The 15,631-nt window shown below is 64.1% G+C and carries 12 protein-coding genes; 4 read left to right on the top strand and 8 right to left on the bottom strand.

From position 1 onward, the window contains the following. Positions 1 to 14: 14 nt before the first annotated feature. Genes betA through betI form a run of 4 tightly spaced genes read right to left on the bottom strand, consistent with a single transcriptional unit; the run spans position 15 to position 4,774 of the window. A complete protein-coding gene (gene betA / locus AC0NIH_RS26605; protein WP_023764408.1) occupies positions 15 to 1,667 on the bottom strand; it encodes a choline dehydrogenase in 1,653 nt (550 codons plus the stop codon). Continuing rightward, positions 1,660 to 2,661 (bottom strand): threonine/serine dehydratase, encoded by a 1,002-nt coding sequence (locus tag AC0NIH_RS26600; protein ID WP_473462662.1) that lies wholly within the window; start codon positions 2,659 to 2,661, stop codon positions 1,660 to 1,662. Before AC0NIH_RS26600 ends, betA begins: the two co-directional genes overlap by 8 nt. Beyond that, a complete protein-coding gene (betC, locus tag AC0NIH_RS26595; RefSeq protein WP_473462660.1) occupies positions 2,658 to 4,187 on the bottom strand; it encodes a choline-sulfatase in 1,530 nt (509 codons plus the stop codon). The genes AC0NIH_RS26600 and betC overlap by 4 nt, the downstream gene beginning before the upstream one ends. After that, positions 4,184 to 4,774, bottom strand: a complete 591-nt coding sequence (gene betI / locus AC0NIH_RS26590) for a choline-binding transcriptional repressor BetI (protein WP_287276443.1) — start codon at positions 4,772 to 4,774, stop codon at positions 4,184 to 4,186. Before betI ends, betC begins: the two co-directional genes overlap by 4 nt. A 199-nt stretch (positions 4,775 to 4,973) precedes the next feature. Here betI and AC0NIH_RS26585 point away from each other — a divergent pair, with 199 nt between their 5' ends. Both AC0NIH_RS26585 and AC0NIH_RS26580 read left to right on the top strand, forming a co-directional pair. Further along, positions 4,974 to 6,140, top strand: coding sequence for an acetyl-CoA acetyltransferase (locus tag AC0NIH_RS26585; RefSeq protein ID WP_023777949.1), 1,167 nt, complete (start codon positions 4,974 to 4,976; stop codon positions 6,138 to 6,140). 25 nt (positions 6,141 to 6,165) lie between these two features. Continuing rightward, positions 6,166 to 7,170 (top strand): asparaginase, encoded by a 1,005-nt coding sequence (locus AC0NIH_RS26580; protein ID WP_473462657.1) that lies wholly within the window; start codon positions 6,166 to 6,168, stop codon positions 7,168 to 7,170. A gap of 9 nt (positions 7,171 to 7,179) precedes the next feature. Here AC0NIH_RS26580 and AC0NIH_RS26575 read toward each other — a convergent pair whose 3' ends face one another. Then, positions 7,180 to 8,556 (bottom strand): TIGR03808 family TAT-translocated repetitive protein, encoded by a 1,377-nt coding sequence (locus tag AC0NIH_RS26575; RefSeq protein WP_473462655.1) that lies wholly within the window; start codon positions 8,554 to 8,556, stop codon positions 7,180 to 7,182. 119 nt (positions 8,557 to 8,675) lie between these two features. Here AC0NIH_RS26575 and greA point away from each other — a divergent pair, with 119 nt between their 5' ends. Next, positions 8,676 to 9,149 carry a transcription elongation factor GreA gene (gene greA / locus AC0NIH_RS26570; protein ID WP_473462652.1) on the top strand — a complete coding sequence of 158 codons (474 nt, stop codon included), beginning with the start codon at positions 8,676 to 8,678 and terminating at the stop codon, positions 9,147 to 9,149. Between the two features lie 36 nt (positions 9,150 to 9,185). On the opposite strand, the gene scpA is transcribed toward greA, so the two are convergent. Beyond that, a complete protein-coding gene (scpA, locus tag AC0NIH_RS26565; protein ID WP_473462650.1) occupies positions 9,186 to 11,306 on the bottom strand; it encodes a methylmalonyl-CoA mutase in 2,121 nt (706 codons plus the stop codon). Continuing rightward, positions 11,303 to 12,745, bottom strand: coding sequence for a methylmalonyl-CoA mutase subunit beta (locus AC0NIH_RS26560; protein WP_287276454.1), 1,443 nt, complete (start codon positions 12,743 to 12,745; stop codon positions 11,303 to 11,305). Before AC0NIH_RS26560 ends, scpA begins: the two co-directional genes overlap by 4 nt. Before the next feature lie 338 nt (positions 12,746 to 13,083). Between AC0NIH_RS26560 and AC0NIH_RS26555 the strand changes: the two genes are divergently transcribed. Further along, entirely contained in the window at positions 13,084 to 14,628 is a 1,545-nt protein-coding gene (locus tag AC0NIH_RS26555) for a helicase HerA-like C-terminal domain-containing protein (protein WP_023764398.1), read from the top strand. Between the two features lie 95 nt (positions 14,629 to 14,723). Here the strand turns inward: AC0NIH_RS26555 and AC0NIH_RS26550 are convergent, their stop codons facing one another. Next, on the bottom strand, positions 14,724 to 15,554 hold the full coding sequence (locus AC0NIH_RS26550) for a L,D-transpeptidase (RefSeq protein WP_013896473.1): 831 nt from the start codon (positions 15,552 to 15,554) through the stop codon (positions 14,724 to 14,726). Between the last annotated feature and the right edge of the window lie 77 nt (positions 15,555 to 15,631).

Here is a 15,631-nt window from a genome sequence, read left to right as displayed (position 1 = left end):
CGCCGGATCATGCTCTATCTGTCCGACGCCTGCCAGCGCGGATTGATCCATGGTTCCTGGTTGGACGGCGCCAGTGGCGTGCGGCCCAGTATGTGGTCGGAAGCCTTTTCGCCGGTCATGATCGACGGTGCATTGAGATTGCCGTTGGTGACGCGCGGGAAGATCGAGGAGTCCGCGACCCGCAATCCTTCGACGCCGATCACCCGGCACTCCGGATCGACGACGCTCATCGCATCGTCGGCGCGCCCCATCTTGCAGGTGCCGCAGGGATGGTAGGCGCTTTCGGCGTGATCCCTGATGAAGACATCGAGATCGTCGTCCGACTGCACATGGCTGCCCGGCGAGATTTCCTGGCCGCGATAGGCATCGAATGCCGTCTGGCCGAAGATTTCGCGGGTCAGCCGGATGCAGTGGCGGAACTCCACCCAGTCGTCCGGATGCGACATGTAGTTGAAGCGGATCACCGGCTTCGATTTCGGATCCGGCGACCGCAGCGTCACCGAGCCGCGCGACTTCGAGCGCATCGGCCCGACATGCGCCTGGAAACCATGCGACTTGGCCGCCGCCTTGCCGTCATAGCGAACCGCCGCCGGGATGAAGTGGTACTGGATATCGGGATAGTCGATGCCGGCGCGCGAGCGTACGAAGGCGGCTGCCTCGAAATGGTTGGTGGCGCCGAGGCCCGACTTGAAGAACAGCCATTGCGCGCCGATGAGCGCCTTCGAGAACGGGTTCAGCACCGAATTGAGCGTGATCGGCTTGGTCGATTCCTGCTGGATGTAGAGCTCCATGTGATCCTGCAGATTGCGGCCGACGCCGGGCCTGTCGGCGAGCACGGCAATGCCGTTTTCGCGCAAATGCTCGGCCGGGCCGATGCCGGACAGCATCAGGATCTTGGGCGAATTGATCGACGAGGCGGCGACGATCACCTCGCGTCGCGCCTTAACGACCTGAATCTGTTTGTGAGCTTCGATCTCGACGCCGATGGCGCGTTGATTCTCGATGATCACCCGGCGGGCAAAGCCCTTGACCACACTCACGTTTTTGCGCCTGAGCGCCGGCCTCAGATAGGCTGATGCCGCCGACCAGCGGCGGCCGCCCTGGATGGTCTGCTCCATCGGTCCGAAGCCTTCCTGCTTCGATCCGTTGTAATCGTCGGTCAGTTCGAACCCGGCCTGGCGGCCCGCGTCGACGAAGGCGCCATAAAGTGGATTGCGCCGTGAGCCGCGCTGCACGTGCAGCGGCCCGCCGCGGCCGCGCCAGCCATCCTCGCCGCCGTCCGAATCCTCCATGCGCTTGAAGTAGGGAAGGACGTCGGCGAAGCCCCAGCCGGCCGCCCCCTGTTCGGCCCAATGGTCGAAGTCACGGGCGTGGCCGCGCACATAGACCATGCCGTTGATCGAGGATGAACCGCCGATCACCTTGCCGCGCGGCGTCGCCAGCACGCGGCCACCCAGATGCGGCTCCGGCTCGCTGGCAAAGCCCCAGTCGTAGAGGCTCATGTTGAGCGGGATCGACAGCGCCGACGGCATCTGGATCAGCGGGCCGATATCCGAGCCGCCGAACTCGATGACGATCACAGAATGCTTGCCGTCCTCCGACAGCCTGTAGGCCATGGCCGAGCCGGCCGAGCCGGAGCCGATGATGACGAAATCCGCTTCAAGCATGGTTCATATGCGCCATAAAATCGGCGAGCGAGACGTTGCCGCCGGTTGCCACCACGAGCACGGTCTTGCCCCGCACATCCACCTTGCCGCCGAGCAACGCCGCCAGCGACGCAGCACCCGACGGTTCGAGCACCAGCTTCATCCGCTCGAAGGCGATCCGCATGGCGCGCCGCACCGATTGATCGTCGACCGTGATGCCACGAACGCCGGCAGTCTTGACCGCCGCGAAGGGCGCGTCGCCCGGCCGCCGCGACATCAATCCGTCGCAGATCGACTTCGGGCCGATCGGCATGGTTTCGATGCTGCCATGCGCCAGCGATGAACCCATGCCATTGAAACCTTCGGGCTCGACGCCAATGATCTCGGTTGCCGGCGACAGATAATGGAATGCGAGCGACACGCCGCCGATCAGTCCGCCGCCGCCGACCGAGCAGAACAACAGGTCGGCGCTGGCGTCCTTGGCCGAGAGCTGGTCGAGCGCCTCGAGGCCGGCGCCCGCCTGGCCGGCGACGATCTCCGGATCGTCGAACGGATGCAGCAGTGCCAGGCCTTCCGTCTCGGCGATCTCGCGCGCCTTGGCGGCGGCAACCTCTTCACGCGCGCGCTCGCCATGATCGGTCAGCACGACGCGTGCGCCGTAGCCGGCCGTGGCATCGCGCTTGGCGGCCGGCGCATCGATCGGCATGACGATGATGACCGGAATGCCGAGCGCCTGGCCGGCGGCCGCCAGTCCTTGCGCGAAATTGCCGGAGGAATAGGCGACGACGCCCTTCTTCGCCTCCTCGGCGGAAAGCCGCTTCAGCCGCCAATAAGCGCCGCGTATCTTGAACGATCCCGCCCATTGCAGCGATTCCGGCTTGACGAAGACGCGGGCCGCACCGGTCTCGCGGGCAAGGGCCGCCGATTCCAGCAGCGGCGTGATCTGCGTCGCCCTGGATGTGACCGCATAGGCCTGCTTGAGATGGTCGAGGGAGGGGACAAGACTTGTCATCATTCGCCTCGCGGATACCTTTTGCTTTCCTCGAGATTGTCGAGGTTCATGTGGTTGCGCATGTAGCGCTCTGATGCCTTCTGCAGCGGCTGGAAATCCCAGGGGTAATAGGCGCCGTTGCGCAGCGCCGGATAGACCACCCAGCGCCGCGCCTGGCTCTCGCGCACGGCGGCATCGAATTTGGCCATGTCCCAGCGCGCCCGGACCTTGTCCATGAAGGCCGACACCAACGCCGCCTTGGCTGGATCGTTGGCCATATTGATCCGCTCCAGCGGATCGGCTTCGAGATCGAACAGCTGCGGCGGGTCGAGCTCGCAGTGGATGAATTTGTATCCGCCGTCGCGGATCGCCACCAGCGGCGCGTAGGAGCCTTCGGCGGCATATTCGATCAACACAGGGGCGCTGCGTTGCCCACCTTTGGTGAGCGGCAGCAGCGACTGGCCGTCGGTCCACGGCGCGATTGCATCGATGTCGATGCCGGCGAGGTCACAGAGCGTCGGCGTCACATCGAGATTGGAGACCGGCGCCTCGATCAGCCCGGCTGGCACACCCTTGCCGGCGATCATCAGCGGCACCCGCGCCGAGCCCTCGAAGAAGCTCATCTTGAACCACAGGCCGCGCTCGCCAAGCATGTCGCCATGGTCCGAGCAGAACAGGATGATGGTGTCGTCGAGCATACGCGTGCGCTTGAGGACGTCCAGAACCTCTCCGAGCTTGTCGTCGACATAGGAGATGTTGGCGAAATAACCGCGCCGCGAGCGACGTACCTGCTCGGGCGTGATCTCGAAGGACGGGTAATCGCTGGCGAGATACAGCCGCTGCGAATGCGTGTCCTGTTCGTCCTGCGCGATAAAACCCGTTTCCGGGTCGAGCGCCTGGCAATGCTCGTAAAGGTCCCAATACTGCTTGCGCGCGACATAGGGGTCGTGAGGGTGCGACAGCGAAACGGTGAGGCACCAGGGCCGATGGTTCGCATCGTCCTGTTCGCGCGAAAGCTGATAGAGCTTCTGCGTGGCCAGGAACACGACCTCATCGTCATATTCCATCTGGTTGGTGGTCTCGGCGACGCCGGCGCCGGTGACCGAACCCAGATTGTGGTACCACCATTCGATGCGTTCGCCGGGTTTGCGGTAGTCAGGCGTCCAACCGAAGTCGGCCGGATAGATGTCGGTGGTCAAGCGCTCCTCGAAACCGTGCATCTGGTCCGGCCCGACGAAATGCATCTTGCCAGAGAGGCAGGTGTAATAGCCGGCGGCGCGCAGATGGTGGGCGAAGGTCGGGATCGACGAGGCGAATTCGGCCGCATTGTCATAGACCCCGGTGCGCGACGGCAACTGACCGCTCATGAACGAGGCACGGCCCGGCGCGCAGAGCGGCGAGGCGGTGTAGTTGTTGGCAAAGCGTGCCGAGCGGGCAGCGAGCGCCGTGAGATGCGGCACATGCAGGAAGTCCGCCGGCCCGTCGGGGAACAAGGTTCCGTTGAGCTGATCGACCATGACGATCAGGAAATTGGGTCGCTTCGCTGTCACTGCTTCCGCCGCTCGCCGAGTTTGATTTCGAGATAGTCTTCGACGAGCGCGATCGCGGTCGCCGCGTCGGGCACGCCGTCCTTCAACGCTCGCCTGATATAGAGCCCGTCAATCATCGCCGCAGTCGCCTCGGCGGCGCGGTCGGCCTCGGCCCTGGGCAGGATGCCGATGAGCCCGCTCATCAGGTTCGAGTGCAGCCGCCGCGCATAGACCCTGAGCAGGCGGCGCAGCGCGGACGACTTCTGTGCCTCGACGTAGAAGGCGAGCCATGCGGCGATGGTTTGCGGCTGGAACTGGATGTCGGAGAAGTTGACGGCCACCACCGCCGAAACCCGTTCGCGTGGGGAAGTGGCGGATTGAAGAGCGCGCCGCATGTCGATGGTCAGTTCGGCCAGTATGTGCCGCATCGTCGCCAGCAGCAATTCGTCCTTGGCGCCGAAATAGTGATGGGCAAGCGCCGAGGATACGCCAGCCCGCCCGGCGATCTCGGACATGGTCACGTCGAGCGAACCGCGCTCGCCGATCGCCGAGATCGTCGCGTCAATGAGCGCCTTGCGGCGCAGTGGCTCCATTCCGATTTTCGGCATGCTGTTCCCGGCTTTTGCGGGGCAGATTATTTTTTATTGACGCGTCAATCAACAAAAAATCGACGCTGGCGCAACCTGTACCAAGCGATTGTCCGGTTCCGGCCCCTTCACTGCCGAGGCAGGAATGTTTATATTTGAACAATACAGACGACGTGAGCCGTAAGCCAGTGCCAGGCTGGCGCTAACGATGGAGACCGCCATGACCGCATGCATCGTCGGATGGGCGCATTCGCGCTTTGGCAAGCTCGAAGGTGAGACGCTCGAAAACCTGATCGTCAAGGTGGCGACCGACGCACTCGACCATGCCGGCATCGGCCCGGACGAAGTCGACGAGATTGTCCTCGGCCATTTCAACGCCGGCTTTTCGGCGCAGGATTTCACCGCCAGCCTGGTGCTTCAGGCTGATGACCGGCTGCGCTTCAAGCCGGCGACACGTGTCGAGAATGCTTGCGCCACCGGGTCGGCGGCGGTCAGGCAAGGCATCCGCGCCATCGACGCCAATGCCGCTCGCGTCGTGCTGGTGGTCGGTGCCGAGCAGATGACGACGACGCCCGGTCCCGAAATCGGCAAGAACCTGCTGAAGGCATCATATCTGCCGGAGGATGGCGAGACGCCGGCCGGCTTCGCCGGCGTCTTCGGCAAGATCGCGCAGGCCTATTTCCAGCGCTATGGCGACCAGTCCGACGCGCTGGCGATGATCGCCGCCAAGAACCACAAGAACGGCGTCGACAATCCCTATGCGCAGATGCGCAAGGATTTCGGCTATGAGTTCTGCCGGCAGGAAAGCGAGAAGAACCCCTTTGTCGCTGGTCCGCTCAAGCGTACCGACTGTTCGCTGGTTTCGGACGGCGCCGCCGCCCTTATCCTCGCCGACACGGCGACGGCTCTGAAAATGCGCCGGGCGGTTGCCTTCCGCGCCAATGAGCATGTCCAGGATTTCCTGCCGATGTCGAAGCGCGACATCCTGACCTTCGAAGGCTGCGAGCAGGCCTGGACCCGGGCACTGAAGAGTGCCGGCGTGACGCTCGACGATCTCTCTTTCGTCGAGACGCATGACTGCTTCACCATTGCCGAACTGATCGAGTATGAAGCGATGGGCCTCGCCAGGCCGGGCGAGGGCGCGAAGCTGGCGCTGGACGGCACCACGGCCAAGGACGGCCGCCTGCCGGTCAACCCCTCCGGTGGATTGAAGGCCAAGGGCCACCCGATCGGCGCCACCGGTGTCTCCATGCACGTGCTGACCGCCATGCAGCTTGTCGGCGAGGCCGGCGGCATCCAGGTGCCCGGCGCAAAGCTCGGCGGCATCTTCAACATGGGCGGTGCTGCGGTCGCCAACTACGTTTCCATTCTCGACCGGATCAGGTAAACCGCCCGCATCTACGGGAGGTGGCATGACAAATCCGGTTCTGATCGAAGTCTTGCGCGGCGCCATCGTCGAGAGCGTGCATCGCGGTGCGGTCGCGGTCTTCGATGCCGACGGCAAGCCGTTGCTGGAGATCGGCGACACCTCGAAACCGGTGTTTCCACGCTCGGCGGTCAAGGCGATCCAGGCCTTGCCGCTGGTCGAAACGGGTGCTGCCGATGCCTACGGCTTCGGTGACCGCGAGCTGGCACTCGCCTGTGCGTCCCATTCGGGCGAGCCGGCGCATGTCGAGTTGGCACGTTCGATGTTGGCCAAAGCCGGGCTGGATGGCTCAGCGCTCGAATGCGGTGCGCATTGGCCCTCGAACCACGACGCTGAGATTGCGCTCGCTCGGGCCGGCGGCTCGCCCAACGCGCTGCACAACAACTGCTCCGGCAAGCACTCCGGCTTTCTCTGCACCTGCGTGCACTCCGGCATCGCGCATGGCGGCTACGTCAAGGCGGGACACGCTCTGCAGGAGATGGTGCGCGACGCCATGCAGGCAGTGACCGGCGCTGTGCACGGCGCGGACGAGCGGGCGACCGATGGCTGTTCGATCCCGACCTATGCCGTGCCGCTGAAAAGTTTCGCGCTCGGCTTTGCCCGCATGGCCACGACGAATGGCTTTGGCCCTGAGCGAGCCAAGGCCGCGAAACGCCTGCTCTCGGCCTGCATGGCGGAACCGTTCTTTGTCGCCGGCACCGGCCGTGCCGATGTCGCTTTGATGGAAGCCGCACCCGGACGGATTTTTGCAAAAGGCGGCGCCGAAGGTGTCCACTGTAGCGCGATACCCGAGCTTGGCCTCGGCATAGCGATCAAATGCGACGATGGCGCCGGCCGCGCCGGCGAGGCCATGGCTGCTGCCGTCCTTGCCAAGCTGCTGCATGCGGACGAGGCCCTGTCGGCGAAGCTGGCCGCAATGGCAAACGCCCCGATCGAAAGCCGGATCGGCGCCAAGGTCGGAGCGCTGAGGCCGACCGCAGCCCTCGATTGAGGACGGTCTTCAGCTGACGTGATTGCGCTCGACGGTCAGATGGGCATAGCCGGTATTGTCGGATGACGTCAGGTCGCCTGTCGCGGGATCGGCCCAGCGCTGGCCAACGATGGCGCCCTTCAGCGCGCCGTCGATGACGTTATCGGAGATGACGGCCGTACCGGCGCCCTCGACCACGCTGACGACGATGCCGGTTCCAGCCTTGCGGATGATGTTGCCGGTGGCAACCACATTGCGCAGGTACGGCCCCCAGCCGATCTGCATGCCGTAGAGCGGTGCGTTCTCGATGACGTTATTGGAAACGGTGGTGTCGGCCTCGACGCCGATGCCGACGCCGAACCCGGGCGCATCGGCGGAGTAGGGGCCGCTGGTCGACAGATCGCGCACGATGTTGCCCGAGCAGACACCCATGCGGCCGCCTTCGTTGAAGTTGACGATCGAGATGCCGTTGGCCGCGCCGTCGACGATGTTGTTGCTGATGACGGCTCCCTCGAAGGAGAATTCGGAATAGACAGCCGTTTCGCCCGAGCGCGAGCAGGTGTTGCCTGACACCTGCAGGTTGCTGGAACTGTTGGCGCGGATCGCCGAAAAAGCGCAGTCGGAGACGACATTTCCCGAGATGATGACATTTCCGGCCCGGAAGGCGTTGATGCCGTTGCCGTTCTGGCCGGTTCCGCCGCTGCGCGCGCCGATGCGTTCGACGCGGTTGCCGGTGACCATGGTGCCGTCTTCCGCCGCCTGCCAGCGGTGTACGAGGATGCCGCCATTGGCACAGTCGGAGACGGTGTTATCAGTTATCGACAGGCCGGCGGCTTCGACCGAATAGATGCCGGCATCGGCGGCGCCCGATATGTCCGAGCGTTCGATGCGGCCTGCGGTGTGTTCCAGCGCAAGCGCGTTCTTGCCGCTGCCGGTTATCTGGCAATTGTCGACGACCAGATGCGCGACCCGGCGCAGATCCAGCAGTGCTTGCGCATAATCGCCCATCGAGCGGTTCGAACCATCGAAGACCAGCCCGCTCAGTTCGATGTAGTCGGCCTGTTCGGCCATGAAGAGATGGCCGTCGCCGCCATAGACGATCCGCGTTGCACCCGGCACGCCCGAAAGACGCACGCGGCTGGGCAGCGAAAGATTGGACACGACATAGGTGCCGGCTGGCAGGAAAACCGGCAAATCGCGGCTGTTTGCGTCGCGCAGCAGCTTGGCAAAGGCTTTGCTCTGGTCGTCGAAAGTGCCGGGCTGCACGCCGAGTTCGGTGGCGTTGATCGAGCCGCGCATCGAGGCTTTCTCGATGCCGGCAAGGGTGGCAGCCGCCGCCTTGCCAAGCGAGAGGCCGATGACGGCAAAGCCGGCGGTCTGCATCAGCAGCGTTCGTCTGTTCAACATCGGCACAGGGTCCTGGTGTTCAACCCCGGCATCGCAGGAATCGTGCCAGACGACTGGGCTGTCTTTCGCGGGGCCGGCAATGGCTTGTCGAACAGCCACTCGGAGCCTAAATTCAATTGATGAGCAGAGCTTTTACTCGCGAGGAAGACAGCGAAAACGCCATCGCCGGCGTCGGAGAGCGACCGATCAGCACGCACCGCAATCTGGTGACGCAGCGTGGCTTGGCGCAGATCGAGGACAATCTGGGCGATTTGCGCGACATTCTGGCGAAAGCCGAAAGGAAAGGCGACCGCGAGCGCATAGCGGTGGTATCGCGCGACCTGCGCTACTGGACCGCCCGGCGCGAGAGCGCTGAACTGTCCGTGCCCGAGCCGGGCAGCGACCTCGTTCGCTTCGGCATGGGCGTCACGCTCGAGGGCGATGACGGCAGGAAGGTGCACTGGAAGATCGTCGGCGAGGACGAAGCAGACCCTTCGAAGGGCTCAATTTCGCATGTTTCGCCGATGGCCGTCGCCCTGTTCGGCAAGAAGGTCGGCGACTTGGCCGTGGTCAACGGCAAGGAATGGGAGATCGTTAAGCTCTCGGATGGCTGACGCCAGTCGGCTTTGTCTACTTGGCCAATGTTTCGCTCAGCCTGCCAGCAGCCGATCCATCAACCGATCAGCCGCTTCCGGGATAACGGTGCCCGGCGGGAATATCTCGGCAGCGCCAGCCCGAAGCACAGCCTCATAGTCCTGTGGCGGGATGACGCCGCCGGCCACGATCAGCATGTCGCCTCGGCCGAGCTTTTTCAGCGCATCGCGCAATTCGGGGATCAGTGTCAGGTGCCCGGCCGCCAGGGATGAGGCGCCGATAATATGGACGTCATGCTCGACCGCCAGTTTCGCGATCTCTTCCGGTGTCTGGAAAATCGCGCCGACCGTGACGTCGAAGCCGAGATCGGCGAAGGCCGTGGCGATCACCTTCTGCCCGCGGTCGTGCCCGTCCTGTCCCATCTTGGCCACCAGGATGCGAGGTTTGCCGCCAAATTTCTTCTCGAAGGCATCGAGCTTGTCCTGCAGCCCGTCGACCACCGGGCTGTCGCCAAGCGCCTTGCGATAGACGCCGGAAATGGTTTGCACCGTAGCAATGTGCCGGCCGAAGACTTTCTCCAGGGCAAACGAGATTTCGCCGACCGTGGCATTGGCGCGCGCGGCGCGGATGGCGAATTCCAGCAGGTTTTCATTGCCCTGCGCGGCATGGGTCAGCGCGTCGAGCGCGCTTTCGACGGCGGCGACGTCGCGCGTGCCTTTCAGCCGCTGCAGCTTCGACAATTGCCGGGCCCTGACCTCGGCATTGTCGATCTTGAGGACGTCGACCGCGATGTCCTTCTCCGGCCGATGCGCATTGACCCCGACCAGCATCTGCTCGCCGGAATCGATGCGTGCCTGCGTGCGCGCCGCCGCTTCCTCGATGCGCAGCTTCGGAATGCCCTGTTCGGTCGCGGCGGCCATGCCGCCGAGCGCCTCGACCTCCTCGATATGGGTCAGTGCGCGTGCCGCCAGGTCGTGCGTCAGCCGTTCGAGGTAGGCCGACCCGCCCCACGGATCGATGATGCGCGTGTTTCCGGATTCCTTCTGCAGGATGAGCTGCGTGTTGCGGGCGATGCGCGCCGAATGGTCGGTCGGCAGCGCCATCGCCTCGTCGAAGGAATTGGTGTGCAGCGACTGGGTGTGGCCCTGCGTGGCCGCCATCGCCTCGATCATGGTGCGGATGATGTTGTTGTAGGGGTCCTGCGCCGTCAGCGACCAGCCGGACGTCTGGCAATGGGTGCGCAGCGACAGCGAGCGCTCGTCCTTCGGCGCAAAATTCTTCTTCATCAGGGTCGCCCACAGCAGGCGCGCGGCCCTGAGCTTGGCGACTTCCATGAAGAAGTTCATGCCGATCGCCCAGAAGAAGGACAGGCGCGGCGCGAAGCGGTCGATATCGAGGCCCGCCGCAACACCGGCACGGGCATATTCGATGCCGTCGGCGATCGTATAGGCAAGCTCCAGGTCGGCCGTCGCACCCGCTTCCTGCATGTGGTAGCCGGAGATCGATATCGAATTGAACTTCGGCATGTTCTTCGACGTGTAGGAGAAGATGTCCGAAACGATCCGCATCGATGGTTTTGGCGGATAGATGTAGGTGTTGCGAACCATGAACTCCTTCAGAATGTCGTTCTGAATGGTGCCCGCCAGATCCTTCTGCGCGACCCCCTGTTCTTCCGCCGCGACGATGTAAAGCGCCATGATCGGCAGCACCGCGCCGTTCATCGTCATCGACACCGTCATCTCGCCGAGCGGAATCCCGTCGAAGAGTTGCCGCATGTCGAGCATGGAATCGATGGCGACGCCCGCCATGCCGACATCGCCGGCGACGCGCGGATGGTCGCTGTCATAGCCGCGATGGGTGGCGAGATCGAAGGCGACCGACAGGCCTTTCTGGCCGGCGGCCAGATTGCGCCGGTAGAAGGCGTTGGACTCCTCGGCCGTCGAGAAGCCGGCATATTGCCGGATCGTCCACGGCTGCTGGACATACATGGTCGGGTAAGGGCCCCGCACGAATGGCGGCAGGCCCGGATAGGTATCGAGAAATGGCAGGCCCTTGAGGTCGGCCTGACTGTACAGATGCTTGACGGCGAGACCTTCCGGCGTCGTCCGCTGCCCCTTTACCTCGGCGGGTGCCCGCCGCGGCGGCGTCCAGCCGATCTGACTGAAATCCGGAATCAAGAAGCGGCCCCGATTGATTGGTCGATGCGTACGGGAAACAGCGGTTCGCACAGGACGATGCCTTCGGTGAAGGCTGGCCGATGCTGCGCGTCCAGCGTCTCGACCGGACGTTCGCCCTGCTGCGGATAGAGCGTGGTGCCGATCAGGGCCCGCTCGCCTGTCTTGAAGGCGGCGTCGCGCCGCGCGGCGGCAGCACGGACGCGCTGCTGGATGTGCCCACCCTGAAGGCTGGACAGCACACCTCCTTCAGCCTCGATCGCCTGCAACTCCGCCCACGCTGCCTCGCAGAGATCGGTGGTCAAGGCTTCGACCGCGCCGGAACCAAAGGCAGGATCGGCGACATGATCGACATGGCTTTCATTGGCCATGATCAACTGCGCGTTGCGCGCGACGCGGCGGGCAAAAGGTGCCGGCAGGCCGTGCGCGATCGTATGCGGCAGGATGGAGATCGAATCGGCGCCCCCCGCGGCTGCGGCGAAGCAGCCGATCGTCGTGCGCAGTATGTTGGTTTCCGGGTCCAGCGCAGTCATCATGCGAAACGATGTCTCGGCATGGATGTTGGCCGTGGAATTGGGGATCGAGCAGGCCTCCTGCACCCGTGCCCACAGCCTGCGCAGCGCCCGGACCTTGGCCATCGAGAGAAACTGGTCCTGGTCGACGCTGAGCGCGAAGCCGATATGGGGTGCGGCATAGACGAGCGGCTGCCGCGCCTTCTCGAACATCCTCAGATACGAGACCGCCGAAGCCAGCATGATGCCGAGCTCCTGCGCTTCCGTTGCGCCGGCATTGTGGAAGACGCGTCCATCCGCCTCGAGCAGCACGCCGGGAACACCCATCGAGAAGAAATGCGCCAGCGATTGCGGCATCGATTCCTGCAGCGCCTCGATCGACATGCGCAGCCGGCCGGTTCCGGCAAGGATTGCCGCCGGGTCGATGCCGAACGACAAATTGAGCTTTGCCGGATCGGAGCGGCGCTTGCTCAGGAACGCCACCAGCCAGTCGGCCATCGGGCGGCTCCAGGGATGGGTGTCGATGCGGATCTGGACGCGGTTCAGGGGCACGCCGTCCAGCACCGTCTCCAGCGCCTGCGCCGTCCTCGGCAGGCCATAGCCGAACGCGTTCGGAGCCCCTTCGAAGACCAGCGACAGTCCGGTCGCGCCCTGTGCGATGTCTTCCAGGGCCTGGGCCTTGGCGCGATCGATATCGGGGTCGTCGACGCGCTGGCTGACAATCCAGGGCGATCGGGGATTGGTGCGCACGATCGGCTCTGTTCCGGTCGCGCGGTCGTAGAGCGGCTCGATGCGGATGTTGTCGTCGGTGTGCGAGACCAGCTTTTCCTCGAAGGACGCACCGGCCAGCGCCTTTTCCGCCAAGGCCAGCCATCGCTGGCGCTCGGCATCCGCTGGTTCTGCATTCCTGGTCAAGGCTCCGGCGCCCATCCATTTTCCTCGCTTTACGTGGCCGCACCAGCCCGGGTCACATCAGTCTACGGTTCCCGGTCGGTTATCGCAATGCAATGTGCTTCCAGGTCCCGAATTCGATCCCTTCGGATATAGGTTCGCCTGCGTGGACGAACCATGAACGATTGCCAAACACCAGCAAAATCCGCAAGTTCCAAAAATCCGATTTTGGCGATTGGTCCGATTTGGACGATTGGCCCGGACGTTTGGCCCGGACATTTGGCCCGGACATTTGGCATTGTCGCTGCGCGGCAGCCTGACTATACCTGCGGCTTGGCCATTGGCTTTAGACACACCCGTTTGCGGAGACCGGATACATGGCTGACGACACCAGTATTTTCATCGGCGCCAGCCGCAAGCCGGACGACAGCTATCAGCGTCCCGAGCAATTGCTGCTGCAATATGGAAATCGCCACGGCCTGGTCACCGGCGCCACCGGCACCGGCAAGACTGTCACCTTGCAGATATTGGCCGAAGGTTTTTCCAATGCCGGCGTGCCGGTGTTCTGCGCCGACATCAAGGGCGACCTGTCCGGCATCGCCATGATCGGCACGGCCCAGGATTTCCTGGTCAAGCGGGCCGAACAGGTCAAGCTCGACCCCTATGACTTCCAGGAATTTCCGGTCATTTTCTGGGACCTGTTCGGCGAGCAGGGTCATCCGATCCGCGCCACCGTCTCGGAAATGGGGCCCCTGCTTCTGTCGCGCCTGATGAACCTCACCGAGGCACAGGAAGGCATTATGAACATCGCTTTCCGCCTGGCCGACGAGGAAGGCCTGCTGCTGCTCGACATGAAGGACCTGCAGGCGCTGCTCGCCAACATCGCCGAGCGCGCCGACGAGATCGGATCGCGCTACGGCAATGTGACGAAGCCTTCCGTGGGGGCCATCCAGCGCACCCTGCTGGTCCTGGAGCAGCAAGGCGCGGCAAACTTCTTCGGCGAGCCGGCCTTGCGGATCTCCGACATCATGCGCACCACCCGCGACGGGCGCGGCGCCATCAGCGTGCTTGCCGCCGATAAGCTGATGATGAACCCGCGGCTCTACGCCACCTTCCTGTTGTGGCTGATGTCGGAACTGTTCGAGGTGCTGCCCGAAGTCGGCGACCCCGACAAGCCGAAGCTGGTGTTCTTCTTCGACGAGGCGCATCTGCTGTTCGACGAAGCGCCGAAGGTGCTGATCGACCGCGTCGAACAGGTTGTCCGCCTGATCCGTTCGAAAGGGGTGGGCGTCTATTTCGTCACGCAGAACCCCCTGGATATTCCGGAGAAGGTCCTGGCCCAGCTCGGCAATCGCGTCCAGCACGCGCTGCGCGCCTATACGCCGCGTGAGCAGCAGGCGGTGAGGACGGCGGCAGAGACGTTCCGGCCGAACCCCGATTTCGACTGCGCCACAACCATCACCCAACTCGCCACCGGCGAGGCGCTGGTCTCGACACTGGAGGCCAAGGGCGTGCCGTCCATGGTGCAACGCACTTTGATTCGGCCACCCTCGTCGCGGCTTGGACCCATAACCCCCGCCGAGCGGCAAAAGCTGATCGCTGAAAGTCCGGTCATCGGCCAGTATGATGAGGTCATCGATCGCGAATCGGCTTTCGAGATGCTGCAGAAGAAAGCCAAGGAGGCGCAGGACGCCGAACAGCAGGCGCAGCAGGCTGGCACAGGCGGCTCGCGCTGGACCATCCCGGGCTTCGGCAATGACGATCCGCCGCAATCCGGCGGCAGGCGGGCACCCGCGCCGCGCCCCTCCAATCGCCAGACCGTGGCCGAGGCCGCGATCAAGTCGGTGGTGCGTTCGGTCGGCTCATCTGTCGGACGCGCGATCGTGCGCGGGATCTTGGGGAGCCTGTCGAGGGGACGCTGAACTTCCGGCCGGGGAGAGAGCCAAGGCCCCACTCCCTAAAGCGCCGCGCGTCCGCTGGACACATGGCGCCGTAGCCCTCCATAGATGTTGTCGGCTCAGAAAATCGAATCCGTGATCGCCTTGACCGGCCCGAGCAGTACCGATCCGTCCGGCACGCCGGCGTCGATCGGAATGGCCTTGTGGTTTGCCGTCGCCGCCGCAACCATCGGCTGCCTGGCATCGCTGGTCACGATGACCGGTGATTTCGACGGCACGCGGTCGTAGAGATCGATGATGTCCTGGTTCATCAGGCGCACGCAGCCCGACGAAACCGATTTGCCGATCGAGCGCCACTCCGGCGAGCCGTGCAAGCGGTAGAGCGTGTCGACGTTGCCCTGGAAGAGATAGAGCGCGCGCGCGCCGAGCGGGTTTTTCAGCCCGCCGGGCATGCCGCCATTGTCTGCGCTGTATTGCTTCAACTCCGGCTGCCGGGCGATCATTTCATCCGGCGGTGTCCATTTCGGCCATTTCTGCTTCCACTGGACGACGGCGTCGCCCGACCATTCGAAGCCGGCACGGCCGAGACCGACGCCATAGCGGATGGCCTGGCCGCCCGGGCGGACCAGATAGAGGAAATGGCCTGTCGTATCGACGACGATGGTTCCCGGCTTCTGTCCGGTCGGGTCGGGAACGATCTGGCGCAGGAACTGCGGATCGATCCTGTCGACCGGGATGGCCGGCAGATCGAAGCCGCCATCGCTGACCGCGGCATACATCGAGGCATAGTCGGCAAGCGGCGGCTCGACATAGGTGGGCGGCGGCGGTTCCACCGGGCCTGGCCCGGTGGTGGCGCATGCGGAAACCGCGATCGAGGCGGCGCCCAGCGCGGCGGCGTTGAGGAAGCCGCGACGGCTCAGGCGAAAGGATTCGATTTCGGTTATGGACATAGTTGCCTTCTTTAGGACTCAAATTCCAACAAAGCGTGAATACACCGACCGCTGTTGCGGGTGCCTGACAACACCTG

The organism is Mesorhizobium sp. WSM1386 (assembly GCF_055901595.1).
Note: the sequence above shows the minus strand (reverse complement) of the source record. Positions and strands in the feature narration are given on the sequence as shown.